The organism is Streptomyces sp. NBC_00510, assembly GCA_036013505.1.
GTDB lineage: Bacteria > Actinomycetota > Actinomycetes > Streptomycetales > Streptomycetaceae > Actinacidiphila.
Genome location: CP107851.1, coordinates 5,421,813 through 5,442,438, shown reverse-complemented (window position 1 = coordinate 5,442,438; position 20,626 = coordinate 5,421,813). Strand labels below are relative to the sequence as shown.

General features: G+C 73.2%; 19 protein-coding genes. 7 read left to right on the top strand and 12 right to left on the bottom strand.

The window, feature by feature from the left end; genetic code table 11:
• The first annotated feature begins 79 nt into the window (after positions 1-79).
• The 3 genes from mptB to OG937_24565 are packed head-to-tail and all read left to right on the top strand — an operon-like array spanning position 80 to position 3,826.
• Positions 80-1,393, top strand: a complete 1,314-nt coding sequence (gene mptB / locus OG937_24575) for a polyprenol phosphomannose-dependent alpha 1,6 mannosyltransferase MptB (protein WUD78864.1) — start codon at positions 80-82, stop codon at positions 1,391-1,393.
• An 8-nt stretch (positions 1,394-1,401) separates the two neighbouring features.
• On the top strand, positions 1,402-2,550 hold the full coding sequence (locus tag OG937_24570) for a DUF2029 domain-containing protein (GenBank protein ID WUD74641.1): 1,149 nt from the start codon (positions 1,402-1,404) through the stop codon (positions 2,548-2,550).
• Between the two features lie 46 nt (positions 2,551-2,596).
• On the top strand, positions 2,597-3,826 hold the full coding sequence (locus tag OG937_24565; protein WUD74640.1) for a S8 family peptidase: 1,230 nt from the start codon (positions 2,597-2,599) through the stop codon (positions 3,824-3,826).
• A 34-nt stretch (positions 3,827-3,860) separates the two neighbouring features.
• Here OG937_24565 and OG937_24560 read toward each other — a convergent pair whose 3' ends face one another.
• From OG937_24560 to OG937_24525, 8 genes are all read right to left on the bottom strand, one after another.
• Positions 3,861-4,295: a GNAT family N-acetyltransferase gene (locus OG937_24560; protein ID WUD74639.1), complete on the bottom strand. Its 435-nt coding sequence runs from the start codon at positions 4,293-4,295 to the stop codon at positions 3,861-3,863.
• Between the two features lie 152 nt (positions 4,296-4,447).
• Positions 4,448-5,800, bottom strand: coding sequence for a cytochrome P450 (locus OG937_24555; protein WUD74638.1), 1,353 nt, complete (start codon positions 5,798-5,800; stop codon positions 4,448-4,450).
• Positions 5,801-5,828: 28 nt separating this feature from the next.
• Positions 5,829-6,965: a terpene synthase gene (locus OG937_24550; GenBank protein ID WUD74637.1), complete on the bottom strand. Its 1,137-nt coding sequence runs from the start codon at positions 6,963-6,965 to the stop codon at positions 5,829-5,831.
• 322 nt (positions 6,966-7,287) lie between these two features.
• Positions 7,288-8,715: a cytochrome P450 gene (locus tag OG937_24545; GenBank protein ID WUD74636.1), complete on the bottom strand. Its 1,428-nt coding sequence runs from the start codon at positions 8,713-8,715 to the stop codon at positions 7,288-7,290.
• Entirely contained in the window at positions 8,712-9,338 is a 627-nt protein-coding gene (locus OG937_24540) for an ATP/GTP-binding protein (protein ID WUD74635.1), read from the bottom strand. Before OG937_24540 ends, OG937_24545 begins: the two co-directional genes overlap by 4 nt.
• Positions 9,319-9,678, bottom strand: coding sequence for a DUF742 domain-containing protein (locus OG937_24535; protein WUD74634.1), 360 nt, complete (start codon positions 9,676-9,678; stop codon positions 9,319-9,321). The genes OG937_24540 and OG937_24535 overlap by 20 nt, the downstream gene beginning before the upstream one ends.
• A complete protein-coding gene (locus OG937_24530; protein ID WUD74633.1) occupies positions 9,675-10,082 on the bottom strand; it encodes a roadblock/LC7 domain-containing protein in 408 nt (135 codons plus the stop codon). The genes OG937_24535 and OG937_24530 overlap by 4 nt, the downstream gene beginning before the upstream one ends.
• Positions 10,083-10,084: 2 nt before the next feature.
• Complete coding sequence (locus tag OG937_24525; GenBank protein ID WUD74632.1) at positions 10,085-11,632, bottom strand: ATP-binding protein; 1,548 nt, start codon at positions 11,630-11,632, stop codon at positions 10,085-10,087.
• A 729-nt stretch (positions 11,633-12,361) separates the two neighbouring features.
• Here OG937_24525 and OG937_24520 point away from each other — a divergent pair.
• Positions 12,362-13,141, top strand: a complete 780-nt coding sequence (locus OG937_24520) for an SDR family oxidoreductase (protein WUD74631.1) — start codon at positions 12,362-12,364, stop codon at positions 13,139-13,141.
• Between the two features lie 123 nt (positions 13,142-13,264).
• Positions 13,265-15,712 carry a SpoIIE family protein phosphatase gene (locus OG937_24515; GenBank protein ID WUD74630.1) on the top strand — a complete coding sequence of 816 codons (2,448 nt, stop codon included), beginning with the start codon at positions 13,265-13,267 and terminating at the stop codon, positions 15,710-15,712.
• Positions 15,713-15,724: 12 nt separating this feature from the next.
• Here OG937_24515 and OG937_24510 read toward each other — a convergent pair whose 3' ends face one another.
• Positions 15,725-16,129 carry a glyoxalase gene (locus OG937_24510; GenBank protein ID WUD74629.1) on the bottom strand — a complete coding sequence of 135 codons (405 nt, stop codon included), beginning with the start codon at positions 16,127-16,129 and terminating at the stop codon, positions 15,725-15,727.
• 95 nt (positions 16,130-16,224) lie between these two features.
• Here OG937_24510 and OG937_24505 point away from each other — a divergent pair, with 95 nt between their 5' ends.
• The gene (locus tag OG937_24505; GenBank protein WUD74628.1) at positions 16,225-17,211 is read left to right on the top strand and encodes a sigma-70 family RNA polymerase sigma factor; all 987 of its coding nucleotides are present in this window, start codon (positions 16,225-16,227) and stop codon (positions 17,209-17,211) included.
• On the opposite strand, the gene OG937_24500 is transcribed toward OG937_24505, so the two are convergent.
• From OG937_24500 to rho, 3 genes are all read right to left on the bottom strand, one after another.
• On the bottom strand, positions 17,113-17,520 hold the full coding sequence (locus OG937_24500; GenBank protein WUD74627.1) for an STAS domain-containing protein: 408 nt from the start codon (positions 17,518-17,520) through the stop codon (positions 17,113-17,115). The two genes, OG937_24505 and OG937_24500, sit on opposite strands and share 99 nt — an antisense overlap.
• Positions 17,521-17,607: 87 nt before the next feature.
• Positions 17,608-18,255, bottom strand: a complete 648-nt coding sequence (locus OG937_24495; protein WUD78863.1) for a histone deacetylase — start codon at positions 18,253-18,255, stop codon at positions 17,608-17,610.
• A gap of 44 nt (positions 18,256-18,299) precedes the next feature.
• A complete protein-coding gene (rho, locus tag OG937_24490) occupies positions 18,300-19,466 on the bottom strand; it encodes a transcription termination factor Rho (protein WUD74626.1) in 1,167 nt (388 codons plus the stop codon).
• 321 nt (positions 19,467-19,787) lie between these two features.
• Between rho and OG937_24485 the strand changes: the two genes are divergently transcribed.
• Positions 19,788-20,585 carry a hypothetical protein gene (locus OG937_24485; protein WUD74625.1) on the top strand — a complete coding sequence of 266 codons (798 nt, stop codon included), beginning with the start codon at positions 19,788-19,790 and terminating at the stop codon, positions 20,583-20,585.
• Positions 20,586-20,626 lie beyond the last annotated feature (41 nt).

The following is a 20,626-nucleotide window of genomic DNA, read 5'->3' as shown; positions in this document are numbered from 1 at the left end:
CGGGCCGGTCATCCGCCGGTCGCCCGCCGGTCGTCCGGCGGACATCCGGTGATGGGAGCGTGCGGGCGTGACTCGCACGATGGCTCTCGGACTGGCCGGTACCGCCGCGCTGGCGGTCGGCGGCAGGGCCGCGGGGGCGCTTCCGGTACGGGACGGGATCGCGCTGCCGCAGGGGCAGGCGGCGGCCGGACTGCTGGTGGCGTACTTCGGCCTCGGGCTGCTCGTCGCGGCGTGGTGGCAGCTCGGCCGACTGGTGCGCGGGCCCCGGCCACCGTCGATACGCGCGCTGCTGACGACGTTCGCCGTGTGGGCGGCACCGCTGCTGCTGGCCCCGCCGCTGTTCAGCAGGGACGTCTACAGCTACCTGGCGCAGGGCACGATGGTGAACGCGGGCATCGACGCCTACACGCACGGGCCAGGCGTGCTGGGAGGTACGGCGGCGGCCGAGGTGCCGGCGATCTGGCGGAACAGCCCCGCGCCGTACGGGCCGGCGTTCCTGGCGCTGGCACGCTTCGGGGCGCACGCCGGGGTCGCCGGGATGCGGGCGCTGGCGCTGCTGGGGGTGGCCCTGCTGGCCACGCTGCTGCCGCGGCTCGCCCGGCGCTGCGGCGCGGACCCGGCCGCGGCCGTGTGGCTGGGGGCACTCAACCCGCTGGTGCTGCTGCACCTGGTGGCGGGGGCGCACAACGACGCCGTGATGCTGGGCCTGCTCGGCGCGGGCCTGGGCGCGGCACTCGCCCGGCGCCCGGTCGTGGCCGCCGTGCTGGTGACCCTGGCCGCCCTGGTCAAGGCGCCCGCGGCGCTCGGACTGCTGGTCGTGGCCAGCCTGTGGGCGGAACAACTGGAGGGCCGCCGGCGCCTGGCGCGCGCCGGGGCGGCCACGGCGGCGGTCGCCGGCGCGGCCACCGTGGCGGTCACCGCCGTCACCGGCGTCGGCTACGGCTGGATCGGCGCGCTGACCACGCCCGCCTCCGCCTCCAACTGGTCCCTGGTCAACGTCCTGGGACGGTTCGTCGGCACCCCGGACGTCTGGCGGCTGCTCGGCATGGCCGCGGCCGCGCTCGTCATCGCCGCCGTGTGGCTGTACCGCGAGCGGCTCGGGCCGGTGTACGCCCTGGGGATCAGCCTGCTCGCGGTGGCGCTGCTGGGCCCGGCGATCCGCCCCTGGTACCTGCTGTGGGGGCTCGTGCCGCTCGCCGTGGCCGCCCCCGACGGCCGGGTGCGACGGCTCGCCGCGCTCGCCAGCGCGGTGCTGGCGCTCGTGGTGCTGCCCAGCGGGTTCGCCGCGACGCCCCGTCAGATCGCCCTGGCGGCCACGGGTGCGGCCCTCGCGCTGCTCCCGCTCGCCGCGCTGCGGCTGGTCCGGCTCGTACGTCCCGCGCTCGCCTCATGAGGCGGATCGTGACGGCAGCCGCCGCCGTGGCCGCGACCGCGCTGTTCCTGGCGACCGTGCCGCTGCACCGGCACTGGTTCGACCTCGGCGTGTACTGGGGCACCGTCAACGCCTGGACGCACGACGGCGTCGGCGTCTACGACTACCTCAGTCCCGGGACGACGTACGGCTTCACCTACCCGCCGTTCGCCGCGCTGTGCATGCTGCCGCTGGCCCTGGTGAGCTGGCCCGCGGCCGTCGTCGGCGCGGCCGCCCTCAACATCTGCGCCGCGGCGGCCGTCCTGTGGTGGACGGTGTGGCCGATCGTGCGCCGCGAGGGCTGGACCCCCTGGTACGCGATGGTGCTGGCCGTGTGCCTGATGGCGCTCCTGGAGCCGGTCCACGACACCTTCACCTTCGGGCAGGTCAACCTGGTCCTGCTCGCCCTGGTGCTCGCCGACACCGAACTGCTGCGCCGCGGCAGCCGCTGGGCCGGGTGCGCGATCGGCCTCGCCGCCGCCGTGAAGCTGACGCCCGCGCTGTTCATCGGGTGGCTGCTGCTCGCCGGGCACCGCCGCGCCGGCCTCACCGCGGCCGCCACCGCGACCGGCGCGACCCTGCTGGCGGCGCTGGCCGCGCCCGGTGCGTCCCGCGACTTCTGGACCCGGGCGATGTGGGACACCGACCGCGTCGGCTCGCTGTCGTACGCCTCGAACCAGTCGCTGCGCGGCACCTTCGCCCGGCTCGACGCACCCACGTGGGTATGGGCGGTGGCCGTCGTCGCGGTGCTGGCGGTGTGGGCGTACAAGGTGCGCCGGACCGGCGTCACGACGGGCGTCGCCCTCACGGGGGTGACGGCCTGCCTGGTCAGCCCGGTGACCTGGGTGCACCACCTGGTGTGGCTGATCCCGGCGCTGGCGGCGCTGGCCGGCGAGGCGCTGCGGGTGCGGACCCGGGGCCTGACGGTCGCGGCGGTCGGCGGCTACGTCCTGCTCTGCAGCAGCGTCGTGTGGCTGTGGCGGGGCGACCCCGGCACCGGCGGCCTGGGCACCCTCGTGGGCGGCAGCGCCTACGTGTGGATCGGCCTGGGGCTGCTCGTCGCACCCCGGCCCGGATGGCGTAGCAGGGCGCGCCCGCGTCCGATCCTGGCTGACAGGGTGGGGGAGAGGACCGGCTGACGGCCCGTCGGCCGAGCTGTCCGCCGAGCCCCGAGGAGATCGACACATGCGTGTGTCCCTGCGCCGGACGTTCGCCGCGCTGCTGATGACCGCCGTCCCCGCGCTGGCAGCCCTCCCCGCGCCGGTGCCCGCACAGGCGCACTCCTCCGTCGCCCTGGCACCCCTGCTCGGCGTCGGGGCGCCGAACTCCATCCCCGGCCGCTACATCGTCACCCTCGCCCCGGACAGCGACCCCTCCGCCGTCGCGAGCGCGGCCGGGATCACCCCGGCCCATGTGTACGACAGCGTGATGCGGGGCTTCGCCGCCCCGCTCACCGGACGGCAACTGGCCCGGGTACGGGCCCTGCCCTCGGTGCGCGGCGTCGAGCAGGACACCACGGTCACCCTGCCCGCGGAGGACCGGATCCCGAAGTCGACCAGCCGCCGGCTGCCGGGCAGCCCACCCCCGGCCGACGGCACCGGCCGGTTCTGGGGCCTGGAGCGCGTGAACAACCGCGCCCCGGCCACGCACGGCTTCACCGTCCGCGCGACCGGCGCCAAGGTCACCGCGTACATCATCGACAGCGGGATCGACTTCACCCACCCGGAGTTCGGCGGCCGCGCCAAGCCCGGCATCGACGAGATGGACGACGGCCGGAACGCCGCGGACTGCGCGGGCCACGGCACGCACGTCGCCGGCACGGTCGGCGGCGAGCACACCGGGGTCGCCCGGGCGGTCTCGCTGGTCTCCGTACGCGTGCTGGACTGCGAGGCGCGCGGCCCCAACTCCGGCATCATCGCCGGGATCAACTGGGTCGCCCAGCACGCGGTGAAGCCCGCCGTGGCCAACATCTCGCTGGGCGGCCTCTACTCCCCGACGATGAACGAGACCCTGGACGCGCTGGCCCGGGCCGGGGTCTTCCCGGTCGTCGCGGCCGGCAACGACGACGTCAGCTCCTGCGTCGTCTCCCCGGCGAGCGCGACGGAGTCCTTCACCGTCGCCGCGACCGACCGGGCCGACCACCGGGCCGCGTTCAGCAACTTCGGCAGCTGCGTCAACCTGAACGCGCCCGGCGTCGACATCGCCTCCGCCTTCCCCGGCGGGCTCTACGCGATCATGAGCGGCACCTCGATGGCGGCCCCCCACGTCACCGGCATCGCCGCGCTCTACAAGGACACCTACGGGGACGCCGGCTTCGAGGTGCTGAAGAAGTGGCTCCTCGACCACGCCACCCGGACCGCGGTCCCCGAACCGTGGGGCACCCCGCAGCTGGTGGCCTTCACCGGGGACCTCTGAACGGCCCCGCCGTCCCGCGCCGCGCCCGCGCCCGTCAGGTGAGTTCGCGCGCGAGGTGCAGCGCCGTGATCGCCATACGGCGTGCGTGGAAGAAGCGGTGCGCCCCGTGGTTGGCGACGCCCGCGTCCAGCTCCAGCCGCTCGCAGCCCGCCGCCCGGGCCCTGGCCTCCACCTCCGCCAGCAACCGCGTACCCACCCCCGCGCCACGCGCGTCCAGCGCCGTGACCAGGTCGTCGACCAGCAGCAGCCGCCCCCTGCTGGTGGTCAGCACCCGGTGCGTGGCCACCCCCAGGTAGCGCTCCCGCTCGTCCAGCGCCGCCGTGAAGACCACCCCCTGGTCATGCGCCTCGGCGGCGAAGGCCGCGAACCCGTCGGCGGTCAGAGCCGGTCTCAACGCCCTGATCAGCGGCCCGACTTCAGCGGTCATGGCCGGTTCACCAGACTTCACGTCCACGAACGTCAGTTCCATGGCGTGATCCTAGGAGGCGCCGGCGCCCGCCGCGCTCCCGTACGGATCAAGTGGCCCCGGCGTTCAGCACGGCGAAGGCCGAGCGGTTGTGCGCCGCCGTTGATCGGCGAGACGGCGCACTCCCACCCGGCCCGGGGGGGGGCGGACGGCCCCTAGACCTCGACCCGCTCCCGGACCTCGACCACCATCGGCAGCCGGTCGGGGTGCGGCACCGCCGCGGTGACCTCCCGTGCCGTGTGGCCCGGGGCCGGCCGCAGCCGCCGCCGGCCCAGCACCGTGGCCAGCGAGATGATCATCTGCGTCCAGGCGAAGGAATCCCCTATGCACTTGCGGGTCCCCGAGCCGAACGGGACGAACGCCCCCCGCGGCAGGTCCGCACTGCGCTCCGGCAGCCACCGGTCCGGGTCGAAACGCTCCGGGTCCGGGAACGAACGGCGGTCCCGGTGCAGGGCGTAGAGGCTGAAGGCGACCTCGGTGCCGGCGGGCAGGGTCACCCCACCGAGTTCGACGGGCTCGACGGCACGGCGCATCAGCAGGGTGACACCGTGCAGCCTGACCACTTCGTTGATGACCCGCGGCAGGTACTCGTACGCGGCGACGTGCTCCAGCGCAACCGGGCCGGAACCCGATACCGCCGCGATCTCGGCCAGCAGCCGCTCCTCGACCTCGGGGTGCCGTGCGATCTCGTGGAACGCCCAGGTGAGCGTGGTCGCGGTGTTCTCCGCACCGGCGAAGAGGATGGTGCTGAGTTCGTCCCTGACCTCCACGTCCGTCAGGGCCTCGCCGGTGTCCGCGTCACGCGCCGCGAGCAGTGTCGACAGCAGGTCGGGCCGGTCCGTGTCGCCGGACTCGCGGGCGGCGGCGACGACGTCGTCGATGACCCGGAGGAGTTCGCCCGCCGCGGCGTCGAAACGGCGGTTGGCCGGGATGGGAACCCTGTCGAGGAACCTGGGTGAGGCGGTGCGCAGGAGCAGGGTGTTGACGATGACCGGCAGGTGCACCCGTATGGCGTCGACCGCGGGCTTGCCGATGTCCGTCGAGAACATCGTCCCCGCCAGCGTGTTGACCACCATGGCGGCCATCTCCCGCTCCACGGCGACGGTGTCCCCCGGGCGCCACGAGTCGGCCGTCGCCCGTGCCTGAGTTGCCATGACCTCGGCGTAACCGGCGATGCGGGTCCGGTGGAACATCGGCTGCATCAGGCGGCGGTGCCGGCGGTGGGTGTCTCCCCCGGCGGTGACCAGCCCCTCCCCCACCAGGACCTTCAGCCGGTCGAAGAAGCGCCCCTTCTCGAAGCTGCGCCCCTTGGTGACCAGCAACTCGTTCACCAGCGCGGGGCTGTTCACGAAGTAGACGGGCATCGTGCCGACGTCGACCCGGACCAGGTCACCGGTGTCGCGGAGCGACGAGACAAAACCAAGGGCATTGCGCGCCAGCGGCCAGACGTGGCCGATGAGCGGAAGCCGACCGGGGGCGCGCGGAACCGAGCGCAAGTCTGCATTCACCCCGAGAACTCCTCTTCTTTCGCGGAACCTACGCCGTGCGCTGTGCGATCGGGTGTATGAAGGAGTCGACGGTTGCCGTTTGGGTGAACTCGTGTGACGGACGGGACGGTCCCCTCTCGGGAAGCAGATCCCACCACCAGTCGATCGCCGGGATGCCCAGCGGATCCAGACTGTCGTCGCTGGGTGTGTCACAGAAGGTCGAGGGGAGGTTCGCCGGATCATCGGGTGTGGTGTAGCGGACCGAGCTGACGCCCCAGTCCTGGGCCCCGCGTATGAAGTGGCCGAGGCTGTCGAGGAACTGTCGCAGCTGTGGACTGCCGAAGATCCTCAGATGGTCCGAGACGCGGAGGAAGAGGTTCATCACGCGGTCACGCTGTGCGATGGCCAGGGTGAGGGCCTTGTCCTGCGGAAGCCCCCGCTCCTCGGCGAGCACGCGCACCACGTTCAGGTAGAAGCCGCCTGCCCGCTTCTCCTTGTGGTGCGAGAAGATGTCGTTGTCCCAGCAGATGATGAAGTACGCCATCTCGGCCGCGGCACGCACCGCGGTGAGGTCCCTCTCCAGCGGCTGGAGCTCGTAGCCGTGCCCCATCTCCAGCAGCGGCATCATCACGGACGTGGCGCCGTCGTAGATCCGCATGAGCGTGTAGTCGTTGAGGTCCGGTACGGTGCCGCGACTCCTGAAGGACGCCTCCCACACGACGGAGGAGAAGTACTCGCGCAGGGCGTCGACCCAGCGGGCGACCTGACCTGGAGTGCCGAACACATCCATCCGGTAGCGGAGGTCCCGCAGCCCTTGCGCCAGCGGATCGTCCGCCAGCATCGAGACCTCGGGGTTCTGGGCTATGCGCAGCAAGCGGGAGAGCGCCCCCATGAGATCGCCCGGCCGGGTCCCGATGTCGCCTTCCTCGCAGTAGCCGTCGTCAACGCCGAAGAGCCAGATGATGAAGTCCGCGGCGATGGTGATGACCTCCTCGCGGCCATCCGGGAGGATGCGTGCCGCGAAGGTACCGATGTCGTGCTGCACGAGGCGGCTGCGGAGCGCGTCGGAGCCGATGGAGAAGTGGTCGGCCCATTCGGCGGTCCGCGCATCGATGGCGGCGTGGCTGGGATGGATGGCCGGACTGAGTGGAGAGTAGATCGGTGGAACTATCAGGTCGGGCCCCACTGACGGTCACCTCTCAGTTGTCAACCCTCTGACCACCAGCAATTTCGCCTGGCACATGCCCAAGCGGAACACGAGTGGATCATTTACAGCGACCATTACTCCGGCATATGGCCATGCAGTCAAGTGGCCAGATCTCGCCATGTGAACGGTAGTTGGCCCACGCAATGCTTGCGCCGGGCGTGCGCCGTGTGCGCGGACGGCGCGCCCTCGCGCCGCGACCAGGCGGGAACGGCCCTCCGTATACACAGAGGCGCACGGCGGGCGCACGGGCGCATCCGCCCGTGCGCCCGCCGTGCGCGGGTCACAGAATGAGACGTTCGGTCTACCGGCGCAGCCAGCTCCGCAGAGCGCTCCACCAAGACCGCCTGCGCGCCGGAACCGAGGGCATCGGCGCTGCGGCCACCTGCGCAACCGGTGCCGCAGAAGGCTGAGGCACCGCCTGCGGCAAGGGCTGGGGGATCACTTCGCGCGGTGCCGGCTTCACGCTGGCCCCGGTGTCCTCCTCCTCGCGCGGTCGGCGCGGCGTGAATTCCACGGGGAGTTCGGCGAGATGGTGCGAGGTCCACGCCGGAATCCGGGCGAGCTCGTCCGGGTCGACCGTGAGCCGCAGATCGGGAAGCCGCGCCAGCAGGACGTCGATGCCGGTCTCGGCGATCGCCCGACCGATGTCCTGGCCCGGGCACTCGTGCGGACCGCCGCCGAAGGCGAGGTGGGACCGGTTGCCGTGCATCGGGGTCACGAGGTCGGGACGGATCGCGGGGTCGGTGTTCCCCGCGGCAAGCCCCAGGAGGAGCATGTCCCCCTCTTCGATGCGCTGGTTGCCCAGCTCCATCGGGCCCGTGGCGTACCGGGCAGGCATCACCCAGAGCGGGGGCTCGTCCCACAGCACCTGTTCCAGGCCGTCAGGCAGCGTCATGTGGCCGCCCGACAGGTTGCCACGGAACCGTGGATCGGTGAGCACCAGTTTCACCATGCCCGCGATCAGGTTCGCGGTGGTCTCGTTCGCGGCCACGAGCACGAGACGCAGGTGCTGGATGACCTCGTCGTCACTGAAACCGGCGGCGTCGTCGATGAGCCAGGACGCCAGGTCGGGACCCGAGTCGGCGTGCTTCTCCGCCACCAGCCGGGTCAGCGACTCCAGGATGTGGACGTAACTGGCACCGGAGGTCTCGGTGCCCTTCATCAGGTCACGGCACGCCTCGGCGAGCCGTGGCCCTTCCTCCTCGGGGAGACCGAGCAGGTTCGTCATGACGAGCAGAGGAAGCTGCTCGGCGAACTGGGGCACCAGGTCGGCATTGCCGGCGGCGGCGAACTCGTCGATCAGCTGGTTCGAGACCCGCGTCACGTGGCGGCGGATGCCATGGCGGTTGAAGCGCCCCATGCCGCGGCTGACCGCGCCGCGCAGCCGCTTCTGGTCCTCACCGTCGGCGAAGACGACCAAGGGCTGCCAGGTGATGGTGGGGGCGAGCGGGTGCTCCGGCTTGAGCTCCCCTCGCTGGAAGACGTTCCAGCGCCGGGAATCGGAGGAGAACCGGGACGGGGTGCGGAGCACCTCGAGGTTCTCCCGGTAGCCGAGCACCAGCCACGCCGGCAGGTCGTCGTGGAGCAGGACGGGAGCCACGGCTCCGTGCTCGGCCCGGAGCTTCTCGTAGACGCCCATCGGGTCGGCCTCGGCCTCGGGGTCGTAGAGGCGGCGTATGCCGCCGGCACCGGAGGCGTGGGCGGGGCACTCGGGGGGTGGGGTTGTCACGATGCCTCCGTGGAGAGGGCGAGGGAGTGCAGATATCGCATCAGGGTGAGCAACACGTCGCGGCTGGAGTCCCGCTTGCGGGCGTCGCAGTGCACGATCGGGACGTGCTCGGGAAGGTCGAGGGCGGCCCGCAGGTCCTCGACGGGGTGCGGAGGCGCCTCCGGGAAGGTGTTGATGGCCACCACGAAGGGCACCCCGCGCTCCTCCAGCCGCCCTATGACGTCGAAACTGACTTCGAGGCGGCGGGTGTCGACAAGGACGACCGCGCCCAGCGCCCCCTCGAAGAGCCCGTTCCAGAGGAACCAGAAACGCTGCTGGCCGGGGGTGCCGAAGAGGTACAGCACCAGTTCCCGGTTGATGCTGATCCGGCCGAAGTCCATGGCGACCGTGGTGGCGGTCTTGCGTTCCACTCCGGCGGTGTCGTCCACACCGACACCCGCCTGGGTCATGGTCTCCTCGGTCGTCAACGGCCTGATCTCACTCACCGATCGGACCAGGGTCGTCTTGCCGACCCCGAAACCCCCGACGATCACTATCTTGACCGCGGCGGTGGCGGTTTCCGGCAGTGCGTCCTCGCTCCGCGGCCCGGTGACGACGAGGGGGTCAGAGCTTCTCAAGTCCATGCATCACCGCCTCAATAAGAGCGACGTCGGGAAGGTTGGCGGGCGGAATCGGCGAGCGCGCCTCCACCCTTTTCTCGGCCAGCAGGTCGGTGAGGAGCACCGTGACCACGCTGACCGGAAGATTGAGGTAAGCGGAGATCTCAGCCACGGAGAGGGGCGAAGTGCACAGTCGCACGATCGCCGCCTGCTCCGGCGGCATCCCCGGCGGTGGCCCGGTACGCGCCCGGACCAGCGTGACCAGGTCGAGGGTGGAAGTGTCGGAACCCCCGCTCCGACCTCCCGTGATCACGTAGAGCCGCTCGGGGCTTCCTTCCTCCCATCCCTGACCCGATTCGCTCATCCGGCATGCTCGTCGCTACGCGGCGGACTGCTCAGGTGCTCACCGATGCGCGCCACGAGGTCGCGCATCCGCTGCCCCATCAGTCCGGCATCGACCCCCTCGTCGGCGAGCACCGCGAGGTACGCTCCGGCGCCGGCCGCCATCAGGTAGAAGAAACCGCCCGACATCTCGATCACGACCAGCCTCATGCGGCCGTCACCGTGCGGGAACTCCGACGCGACGGCCGCCGCCAGGCTCTGCAGACCGGCACAGGCCGCGGCGATCCGGTCGGCCGCGTCCGTGTCCGTTCCCCACTGAGCCATGCGCAAGCCGTCCGCGGAGAGCACCACCACGTGGCGGGTCTGCGGAACGCTGGTCGCCAGGTCCTTGAGCATCCAGTCCATGTTGGCCCGCTGCTGAATCACGGCTACTCACCCTTATCTAACGACTCGTCACTGTTGCTGACGGGAGCGGCAGCGGGCGTCTCCCCGGAAACGCCGCTCTGGAAGGCGGCCAACCACATGCCGGGCTGCACCGGCTCTTGGGCCGGTGGTTTGGCATGGGAAGCAGTGACGGAACCGGCGGCCGAGCCCACGGGGGCGGACTGGGCGGGCGGGATGCGCCGACGTCGCTGGGGCAGCCCGTTCGAGGTGCGCTCGTGGACGACGGGGATGTCGTCCGCCATGTCGGCCGTCACGGGCGCCGAGGCCTGGGGCCCCGTCGTTCGCGCGGCACCGGAACCGGAACCCGAACCGGTGCGCGGCGCCGGCACTGACCGCGGACCGGAGGCGGCACCGATGCCGTGCGCCAGGCCCGTCGCGTTGGTGGTGGTAGTGATCAGGTCCTGCGGGACGATCAGGACCGCGCGCACACCGCCGTAGGCGGAGGTCCGCAGCGAGACCTGGAATCCGTAGGCCTTCGACAGACGGCCCACGACGGCCAGGCCCAGACGGGGCGTCTCACCGAGGCCGTTGAGGTCGATGCCGGCCTGCGCCTGGGCGAGCATCTGCTCGGCCCGCTGACGGGCCTCCTCGCTCAGGCTGACGCCGCCGTCCTCGATCTCGATCGCGATGCCCGACTGCACCTCGACCGCGGTCAGGTGGACCCGGGTCTGCGGCGGGGAGTAGCGGGTGGCGTTGTCGAGCAGCTCGGCGACCGCGTGGATCAGCGGCTCGACCGCGGGGCCGATGATCGCGACCTCGGAGACCGAGTGCAGCTCGACCCGCTGGTAGTCGGTGATCCGCGACATCGCGCCGCGCAGCACGCTGAAGAGAGGAACGGCCTTGCTCCACTGACGCCCGGGGCGGGCCCCGCCGAGGACGGCGATGCTGTCGGCGAGACGGCCGATCAGGGCGGTGCCGTGGTCGAGGCGGAGCAGATCGCCGAAGACCTCCGGGCTCTGGCCGTGGCGGTCCTCCATCTCCCGCAGGGCACTCGCCTGCTGGTGGACGATGGCCTGCACGCGGCGGGCGATGTTCACGAAGGCGCGCTGCGACGACTCCCGGATGTCCTCCTCGGCGGAGACGGCCGTGAGGACGGAGTGGAGAACGGCTTGGTGCGCGCTGTGGAACTCTGCGGTGAGGCCCTCGGTGCGGGTCTCGACGCTCTTGAGCACGTCCTCCAGGAACTCGCCGCGCTGGAGCCTCGCCATGGCGTCGGGCAGCTGTTCCTTGGCGAGGCGTACGGTCTCGGCCTCCTGCTGGGCCAGCCGGTACCGCAGCTCGGCGTCGTGACGGGCCACCTCGGCACGGAGTTCCGCGGTCAGGTGCCCTCGGCGCGCGACCTCGACGGCGAGGACGGCGACGGCCACCGTGGCGGTCACCCCACACCACAGCACCGCAACCCTGGCGGACGAGGGGACGGTCCATACGGCGACGGTCGCGACCGCCGCGACTATGACGACCGGCAATAACCACGCGGACGTCGCGGTGGGCCGGTGGTCTCCGGGGGACGATCCAGCACGAACCATCAGCATCCTCAGGTGATCGCTAGTCATGGAACGAACACGGCACGAGCAGCGGATTGCGGCGTCAACGGAGTGGGCAATCAGCAGGCCACGCCTGACCTGGCGTAATTGCTACAACACGCTGAGCCGCAAGTAGCATAGCCGCTTCCATTCCCTGGCTGATGCCGCCTCACGATGCCCTTGGCACATGCCGTTTGACGTATGGTTATCGGTTCTCGAGCGTCGGCGCAAACCCCTCCCGGGCGCTCCCTCACCATCTGTGCGCCCACGATTCGATCATGAGTAATGACCGATATAAACTGTTTGACCACGGATGGCTCGATCGACGGCGACGCCGGTCCCCGCGCCCCGGGAGGCCCTCATGAGCGAGCAGGAACACGCCGAGCCGAACTGCCCGGCGAGGGCCCCGGAACACCGCTTCCCCATGTCACGCGCCCCCCGCGGGATGCGTACCGAGCCGGGCGGCGGGCGTCGGCGGGCGGTACGGGCGGGCGCCGCGGAGGGCGGCGGGGCCGAACCGGAGCGACCGGCTCCACGGCTCGCGCCCGGGCGGTACGGCGGGACCCCCGGCGGCACGGCGGAAAGGCCCCGGCGTGCGCCGTCCGGCCGCGCGCGGTGCGCCCGCGCCGCGGGGTCCCGGAGGGGCGCGAAAATTGGCTTCACCCTTAAGAGTGATGGGTACTTGCGCCCGGCCCGTTCGGGGAGCAATGTCACGCGCGCGGAGACCGGGGCCGGCCGATGACCGCCGGGGAACTGCAGGGGCTCGCCGCGATCGTCACCGGCGGCGCCACCGGGATCGGGCTCGCCACGGCGGAGACACTGGCGGCGCGCGGCGCGCGGGTCGCCGTGCTGGACCGGGCCCCCGGCCGGGCACCGGCACACCTGCACGCGCTCGCCGCCGACATGGCCGACGACGCCTCCGTGCGGTGGGCGGTCGGCCGGGCCGTGGAGGACCTGGGCGGGCTGGACATCCTGGTCAACAACGCGGGCACCGGGGCCGTCGGCACCGTGGAGGAGAACCCGGACGGCGAGTGGCGCCGGGTGCTGGAGGTCAACCTCCTCGGCGTGGTCCGGGCGAGCCGGGCGGCGCTTCCCTACCTGCGCCGCTCCCCCTACGCGTCGATCGTCAACATCTCCTCGGTCACGGCCACGGCCGGGCTCCCGCGCCAGGCGCTGTACGCGGCGAGCGAGGGCGCCGTCCTCGCGCTCACCCTGGCCATGGCCGCCGACCACCTGCCCGAGGGCGTCCGGGTCAACTGCGTCACCCCCGGCACCGTCGACACGCCCTGGGTGGAGCGGCTGATCGCGGCCGCCCCAGACCCTGCGGCCGAGCGGGCCGCGCTCCAGGCCCGCCAGCCCAGCGGGCGCCTGGTCACCGCCCAGCAGGTCGCCGACGCCGTCGCCTACCTCGCCGGACCCTCGGCCGCGGCGGTCACCGGCACCGCGCTCCCCGTGGACGGCGGCCTGCACGCGCTGCGCCCCACCCCTCCGCCCCTTCCCCCGGAACCGCTGCCCTGAGCGGTGCCGGACCGGTCCGGGGCCGCTCCGGGGGCCGGTCCGGGGCCGGTCCGCGCGAGGAGCCCCCGCGGACGGGACGTCCTAGCATGAAAGACACGGATCGGCGGAAATGAGACGCCCCTGATGGTCACGCCGGAGGGAAGCGCGGCGGCGCCGGCGAAGGCGCCGTTCGACCTTGCCCACGCCGCGTCGGCGCTGATCGACGGCGAGGGGACGATCGTCGGCTGGACGGCCGCCGCGGAGCACCTGCTGGGCTACCCGGCCGCGGAGGCGCTGCACCGCCCCGCCGCGCAGCTGCTCGCCTCGTCCGGCCAGGCCGCCAAGGCCGCGGAGGTCGCCGCCCAATGGCACGACCAGGACATCTGGGGCGGTCTGGTGGCCGCCCGGCACCGTGACGGACGCCGGATCGAGCTGGGCCTGCGGGTGTCCCCGCTGGCGGCGCCCGACGGGCACGAGCGCTGGCTGGTGTCCGGGATCGACCTGGCCAGGACCCCGTCCTGGGCGGTGAGCAGCGCCATCCTGGAGGGCTTCCTCACCCGGTCCCCGATCGGCATGGCCGTGCTCACCCCCGACCTGCGGTACGTGTGGCTCAACGAGACCCTGGAGCGCTTCGCCGGCGTGCCGCGCGAGCACCGCATCGGGATGCGCATGAGCGACTCCCTGCCCGGTCTGGACACCGAGGCGCTGGAGAACATCATGCGCGAGGTGCTGCTGACCGGTGAGCCGGTGATCGACCACGAGTACCAGGGCTGGACGCTGGCCGCCCCCTACCGGGAAAGGTCCTTCTCCACCTCCTTCTACCGCCTGGACGACGCCGAGGGCCGGGTGATGGGCGTCTGCTACATGGGCATGGACGTCACCGACCGCTGGCGCGCCCGGGGCCGGCTCGCGCTGCTCAACGAGGCCGGGGCCTGCGTCGGCAGCACCCTGGACGTCACCCGCACCGCCCAGGAACTGGCCGACGTGTCGGTCCCGCGGCTCGCCGACTTCGTCACCGTCGACCTGCTGGAGCCGGTGCTGCGCGGCGACGAGCCGCCGGCCGGCGGCGCGCTGGGCCGCGTGCCGCTGCGCCGCGCCGGGATGCGCTCGGTGCACCCGGGCACCCCGGAGTCGATCGTCGCGCTCGGCGAGCGGATCAACGCCGGCGCCACCTCGCCGCACGTGCGCTGCATGACCTCCGGCCGGCCCGAGATCGAGGCCGACATCGCCATCGACCGCGCGTCGTGGCTCACCGACGACCCGGCCCGCGCGGCCAAGATCCGCGAGTTCGGGATGCGGTCGGTGATGTGGGTGCCGCTGCGGGCCCGGGGCACGGTCCTCGGCGTGGTGACCTTCATCCGGTACCGCCGGCCCGGCCCCTTCGAGCCGGACGACCTGCTGCTCGCCGAGGAGCTCGTGGCCCGCGCCGCGGTGTGCGTGGACAACGCCCGGCGCTGGACCCGCGAGCACGAGGCGGCGCTCACCCTGCAGCGCAGCCTGCTGCCGCAGACCCTGGCCGGCGGCACGGCGCTGGAGGTCGCCTCCCGCTACCTGCCCACCGACATCCAGGACGGCGTGGGCGGCGACTGGTTCGACGTCATCCCGCTGTCCGGGGCGCGGATCGCACTGGTGGTCGGGGACGTCGTCGGGCACGGGCTCACCGCGGCGGCGACGATGGGACGGCTGCGGACGGCCGTCCACACCCTCGCCGACATGGACCTGCCGCCCGACGAACTGCTGGCGCACCTGGACGACCTCATCATGCGGCTCACCGAGGAGGAGAGCGCCGACGCGTCCGTGGCCACCACCGTCACCGGCGCCACCTGCCTCTACGCCGTCTACGACCCGGTGACCCGGCGGCTGACGATGGCCCGGGCCGGGCACCCGCCGCCCGCGGTCGTCGACCCCTCCGGCCGGGTCACCTTCGCCGAACTGCCCGCCGGCCCGCCGCTCGGCCTGGGCGCCATGCCCTTCGAGTCCGCCGAACTCGAACTGGCCGAGGGCAGCATCATCGCCCTCTACACGGACGGCCTGATCGAGACCTTCGGCGAGGACGTCGACGTGGGCCTGGAGCGGCTCGCGCACGCCCTGGCCCACCCCGAACTTCCGCTGCAGGACCTGTGCTCGGCCGTGCTGGAGCGTCTGCTGCCCGGTCCGCCCGCCGACGACGTCGCCCTGCTCGTCGCCCGTACGCACGCGCTCACCACGGACCGGTTCGTCGCCTGGGACCTGCCGGTCGACCCGGCGGTCGTCAGCCGGGCCCGGGCGCTGGCAGCGCGCCAACTCGCCGAGTGGGGGCTGGAGGAGCTGCGGACGACCACCGAACTGGTCGTCAGCGAGCTGGTCACCAACGCCATCCGGCACGCCTCGGGGCCGATCCGGCTGCGGCTGATCCGGCAGTCGGTCTTCATCTGCGAGGTCTACGACGGCAGCAACACCGTGCCGCGGCTGCGGCACGCCCGGACCACCGACGAGGGCGGCCGCGGGCTCTTCCTCGTCGCCCAGCTGACCCGCCGGTGGGGCACCCGCTACACCGCGGACGGCAAGCTGATCTGGGCGGAGCAGGAGATCCCGGACGTCCACCCGGGCTGAGCGTGCGGCGCGTCAGTCCTGGAGGGCGGCCGGGTCCATGTACACGACCTCCCACAGGTGGCCGTCCGGGTCCTGGAAGCTGCGGCCGTACATCGGCCCCTGGTCCATGGGCTCGTTCGAGGGCGACCCGCCCGTGGCCAGGGCCGCGTCGGCCAGCTCGTCCGCGCGCTCCCGCGACTCGACGCCCAGGCAGAGGATGGACTCCGTGGTCTTCGTGGCGTCCGCGACCTCCTTCTTGGTGAACTGCCGGAAGAAGGGCTCGACGAGCAGCATCGCGAAGATGCCCTCGCCGATCACCATGCACGCGGCGTCGTCGTCGGTGAACCGGGCGTCGAAGGAGAAGCCGAGGCCGCCGAAGAAGGCCTTCGACCTGGGCAGGTCCTGCACGGGGAGGTTGACGAAGATCTGGGTCGGCATGGTCCGCCTCGTTCCGTTCCGGGGTTTCTGTCAGTGGTCTGTGCTGAAGTAGACCCGTGGACGCTCCGGAACTCATCGGAAGGCGGAGGAGAACCATGAGCGATCTCGCTGCACCCCCGGACGTGGCGCAGGAGCTGGAGCGCTACCGCGCGGAGCTGACCGGCTACTGCTACCGGATGCTGGGCTCGGCCTTCGAGGCGGAGGACGCCGTCCAGGAGACGATGGTGCGCGCCTGGCGGGCGTACGACCGGTTCGAGGGCCGCTCCAGCCTGCGTTCCTGGCTCTACCGCATCGCCACCAACGCGTGCCTGGACATCCTGGGCGGCACCGGGCGCCGGGCCCGCCCGATGGACCTGGCCTCGCCCGGCAGCGCCGACGGCCCGCTGCCCGGCACCCTGCCGGAGAGCACCTGGATCTCCCCCGCCCCCGACGGCCGCGTCCTGCCCGAGACGGGCGACCCCGCCGACCTCGCCGACCAGCGCGAGAGCGTGCGCCTGGCGTTCGTCGCCGCCCTGCAGCACCTCGCGCCGCGCCAGCGGGCCGTGCTCATCCTGCGGGAGGTGCTGGCCTGGAAGGCGGCCGAGGTCGCCGAGCTGCTCGACACCACCGTCGCCTCGGTCAACAGCGCGCTGCAGCGGGCCCGCGCCGCCCTCGCCGCCGCCGGCCCCGCCACGACCGACCCGGCCCGTCCGCTCGACGAGGAGCAGCGCGCCCTGCTCGGCCGCTACGTCGCCGCCTTCGAGTCGTACGACCTCGACGCCCTCACCTCACTGCTCCACGAGGACGCCACGCTGTCCATGCCGCCCTTCGGCCTGTGGCTGCGCGGATCCGCGGACATCAGGGCCTGGATGCTCGGGCTCGGCTCCGGCTGCCGCGGTTCGCGGCTCGTCCCGGTCACGGCCAACGGCACACCGGGCTTCGGGCAGTACCGGCCCAGCCCCGACGGGGGTCACGAGCCGTGGGCGCTGCAGGTCATCGAGATATCAGACGGCCGGATCACCGGGCTCAACTCCTTCCTCGACACCGAGCGGCTCTTCCCGCTGTTCGGCCTCCCCGCGCGCCTCGGACCCGAGGCCCGCTAGCCCGCCCAGCCCGGTGAGCGCCAGCAGTTCCCGCAGCGCGCCCCCGGCGCCCCGCAGCCGGATCCGGCCGCCGTGGCGCCGGGCGGTCAGCTGCAACCGCGCGATGGCGTCGACCAGCACGACGTCCGGAGCGCCGTCGAGCCCGCCCACGTCGCACAGCACCGTCCCGCCGCCCCGCTCGGCCAGCAGCGCGCGCAGCCGCTCCACCAGCGGCGGGATCCCGGCGCGGTCGAGCCGCCCGGTCAGGACGAGCACGGCGGGCCCACCGCCCGGTCGGGACGCGGGCGGGGGCGGCGCGGGCCGGGCCATGGGCGACCTCCTGGGGCGGATGCGGGGATGCGTACCGCGTACGTCCCTAGGACCGCCGGCGCCGCCGTAATCCATCGGCGCCGCGTGTCACCGTCCGAGCAGCGCCGTGATCTCCCGCGGGTCCCAGGCCCCGTCGGCGCACTCCGCGAGGTAGGCCGCGATGCCGGGCAGGTCCCAGGCGCCCGTCTCGGCCAGGCCCTCGGCGATGTGCCGCATGTAGTTCCCGGACGGCCTGACGTGCTCGGCCCCGCCGGAGCCCCAGGGCGCGGTGAAGGTGAGCACCGGGTGCCCGTCCACGTCCCCGGGGTACAGCAGCGTCTCGTACCGCCCGTCGCCCAGCCGGGCCCTGCCGTGCCGGAGCACCTCGGCGAGGTCGAGGTCGGAGCCCGGCGACCGGTACATCTCCTGGGCCGCGATGTCCGAGAACTGACCGACCGTCAGCAGATGGGCCCTGGCGCGCACCCCGCCGCCCGGCACGTCGCCGTCGTAGAAGGCCCGGCCGCCCGACCAGACCGGCGACCGCGTCGCGAAGTACATCCGCCCCGGCAGTTCCAGCGGCACCGACCGCAGCGGCGGGCGCGCGTCCCGGCAGCCCGGGTACTCCCGGCCGCCGCCGGGGGGCACCCCGCCGGCGAGGTAGCTGTTGAGGCGCACGAGGTGGGTGTTGGAGCCGTAGGCCGCGTACCAGACGAAACCGGGCGGCCGGTCCCGCCGCACGGCACCCCGGGGCCCCACGCGCTGCGGTGTGGTCACCGCTCCATCATGCGGGCGCCGCGGGGTCAGGCGGCCGGCACCGTGCCGCGGATCTGCCGCAGGAAGGCCGCGTTGTCCGGGGTCGCCCGCATCCGCTCCAGCAGCGTCTCGAAACTCCCCGCACCACGCAGCGCCCGCCGCAGACCGCGCGCGGCCGCCAGTTCCGCAGGACTGAGCAGCAGTTCCTCACGCCGGGTCCCCGACGGGCCGACGTCCACCGCCGGGAAGACCCGCCGGTCGGCCAGCCCCCGGTCCAGCCGCAACTCCATGTTGCCGGTGCTCTTCATCTCCTCGAAGAAGTAGTCGTCGGCGCGCGATCCGGTGTCGACCAGCGCGGTGGCCAGGATGGTCAGCGAACCGCCCTCCTCCGCGAGGCGCGCCGAGCCGAACAGCCGCTTCGGGCCGAGCAGCGCCGCCGCGTCGACACCTCCGGACAGCGTCCGGCCGCCCGAGGAGGCCGCGTTGTTGTGCGCCCGGCACAGCCGGGTGAGGGAGTCCAGCAGCACGACCACGTCCCGGCCGGTCTCGACCAGGCGCTTGGCCCGCTCGACGGCCAGTTCGGCGACGGCGATGTGCTGCTTGGGCGTGCGGTCGAAGGTCGAGGCGACGACCTCGCCCCGCACCGACCGCCGCATGTCGGTGACCTCCTCCGGCCGTTCGTCCAGGAGCACCACCATCAGGTGGCACTCGGGGTGGTTGTCCGCGACGGCGTCGGCCAGCCGCCGCAGCAGCATCGTCTTGCCGGCCTTCGGCGGCGCCACGATCAGCCCGCGCTGGCCCTTGCCGACGGGGGCCAGCAGATCCACGACTCGGGTGGTCAGACCGCCCTGCGGGCACTCCAGGCGCAGCCGCTCGGACGGGTGGAGCGGGGTCAGGTCCGCGAAGTGCCGCCGCCCGCGGGCCAGGCCGGCGGGCAGCCCGCCGACCTGGTCGGCCCGTACGAGGGCGCGGGAGCGGCCGGCCGTGGCCACGCCTTCGACGGCGTCGCCCTTGCGCAGCCCGTGCCGCCTGATCACCTCCGGCGGCACCGGGACGTCGTGCGGGCCCTGCGCGTAACCCGCGGTGCGCAGGAAGCCGCGCCCGCCCTCGACGTCGAGGACCCCGGCGACGGCGACGAGCCGTTCGCCCGAGGGGGAGGAAGCGGGAGTGGGGGTGGGGGTGGGGGTGGGGGTGGTGGTGGGAGCTGTGGACATACGTGGTCCTCGGGGGAAGGGCGCGTACGGCGGCGGAATGGGCCGGCCGCCGGGACACGCGGCGCAAGAGGCGGAGCCTCGGGAAGATCGCCGACGCGGGGCGTGGGCGAAGGGGAACACCGCAGTGGACTGCGGGAGCGGACCGCCGGGCGGTCACGCGGAGGAGCACCGGCGCCGAAGAAGGGCGCACAGCCGTGCTCCTCGCACTGTAGCACCACCACCCCGGGCGGGGGACCGCCTCGATGTCGCGAACCTGTCACGCCCCGGTCCGGATACGGCACGGCCAACCGCCCCGGACCCGGGGGCGGTTACGGTCGCCGGGTGAAGTCCGTGCCGATCGCCGCCGTCGCCGTGGCCGCGCTGCTGGCCGTCCCCGCGTGCACGGCGCCCTCCGGCGGAGGGCCCTCCCCCGCGAACCCCTCCGCCGACGGACAGGAGGTCAGGGCGGTCATGCCCACCTGGATCCACGGGCTGCGGGTCATCGGCGCCCGGGGCACCGGCGGCGCCTGCCGCTGGTCGACGAGCTACCCGTCCGTCCCGGGCGCACGGCCGCTGACCCGGACGCTCGACCGCGAGGTGCGCCGCGGGTTGCGGGACTTCCTGGCCGCGCACGGGCACGGTGCCGCCTGCGCGGGCGAGTTCACCATCTCGTACACGTTCCTGGCCGCGTCCGGGGACGTGCTCGGCGTCCAACTGACGACGGCCGAGGGCACCGCCGCCGGGGACGGCACCACCTCCGGGAGCGGCACCACGACGGCCACGTACTGGTACGACGGCCGCTCCGGCGAGGTGCTGCCCGCCCTCGCCATGGTCGGTCCGGACGCGGCCGGCGACCTCGCCGGGCACCTGGTCCGGGCGCTCGCCGCCCGCGCCGGTCACGACCCGCGCGGGCTCCGCGCGCTGCAGGATCCGGCGGCGCGCCGCGCCGTCCTGGACGACCTGGCCTTCACCGGCTGCGGGAACCTGGTCGTGACGTTCGACCGGGGCGAGGTGGCGGCCCCGCCCACGGGCCGGCAGAAGGTCGTGCTCCCGCGCGCCGCCGTGGAACCGCTGCTGTCCGCGTTCGGGCGGCGCGTCCAGCGGCAGGCGATGCGTCCCCGCCACGAGCAGGGCGGCTGACACCGGCCGGAGGGACTCCGTGGAGCGGACGGTCCGGTCCC

Excerpts from the sequence above, each read along its gene's own strand:
- OG937_24525 (WUD74632.1), bottom strand. The coding sequence starts at position 11,632 with ATGCTGATGGTTCGTGCTGGATCGTCCCCCGGAGACCACCGGCCCACC.
- OG937_24540 (WUD74635.1), bottom strand. The coding sequence starts at position 9,338 with ATGGACTTGAGAAGCTCTGACCCCCTCGTCGTCACCGGGCCGCGGAGC.
- OG937_24565 (WUD74640.1), top strand. The coding sequence starts at position 2,597 with ATGCGTGTGTCCCTGCGCCGGACGTTCGCCGCGCTGCTGATGACCGCC.
- OG937_24505 (WUD74628.1), top strand. The coding sequence starts at position 16,225 with ATGAGCGATCTCGCTGCACCCCCGGACGTGGCGCAGGAGCTGGAGCGC.
- OG937_24515 (WUD74630.1), top strand. The coding sequence starts at position 13,265 with ATGGTCACGCCGGAGGGAAGCGCGGCGGCGCCGGCGAAGGCGCCGTTC.
- OG937_24510 (WUD74629.1), bottom strand. The coding sequence starts at position 16,129 with ATGCCGACCCAGATCTTCGTCAACCTCCCCGTGCAGGACCTGCCCAGG.
- OG937_24560 (WUD74639.1), bottom strand. The coding sequence starts at position 4,295 with ATGGAACTGACGTTCGTGGACGTGAAGTCTGGTGAACCGGCCATGACC.
- OG937_24520 (WUD74631.1), top strand. The coding sequence starts at position 12,362 with ATGACCGCCGGGGAACTGCAGGGGCTCGCCGCGATCGTCACCGGCGGC.
- mptB (WUD78864.1), top strand. The coding sequence starts at position 80 with ATGGCTCTCGGACTGGCCGGTACCGCCGCGCTGGCGGTCGGCGGCAGG.
- OG937_24500 (WUD74627.1), bottom strand. The coding sequence starts at position 17,520 with ATGGCCCGGCCCGCGCCGCCCCCGCCCGCGTCCCGACCGGGCGGTGGG.
- rho (WUD74626.1), bottom strand. The coding sequence starts at position 19,466 with ATGTCCACAGCTCCCACCACCACCCCCACCCCCACCCCCACCCCCACT.
- OG937_24535 (WUD74634.1), bottom strand. The coding sequence starts at position 9,678 with ATGAGCGAATCGGGTCAGGGATGGGAGGAAGGAAGCCCCGAGCGGCTC.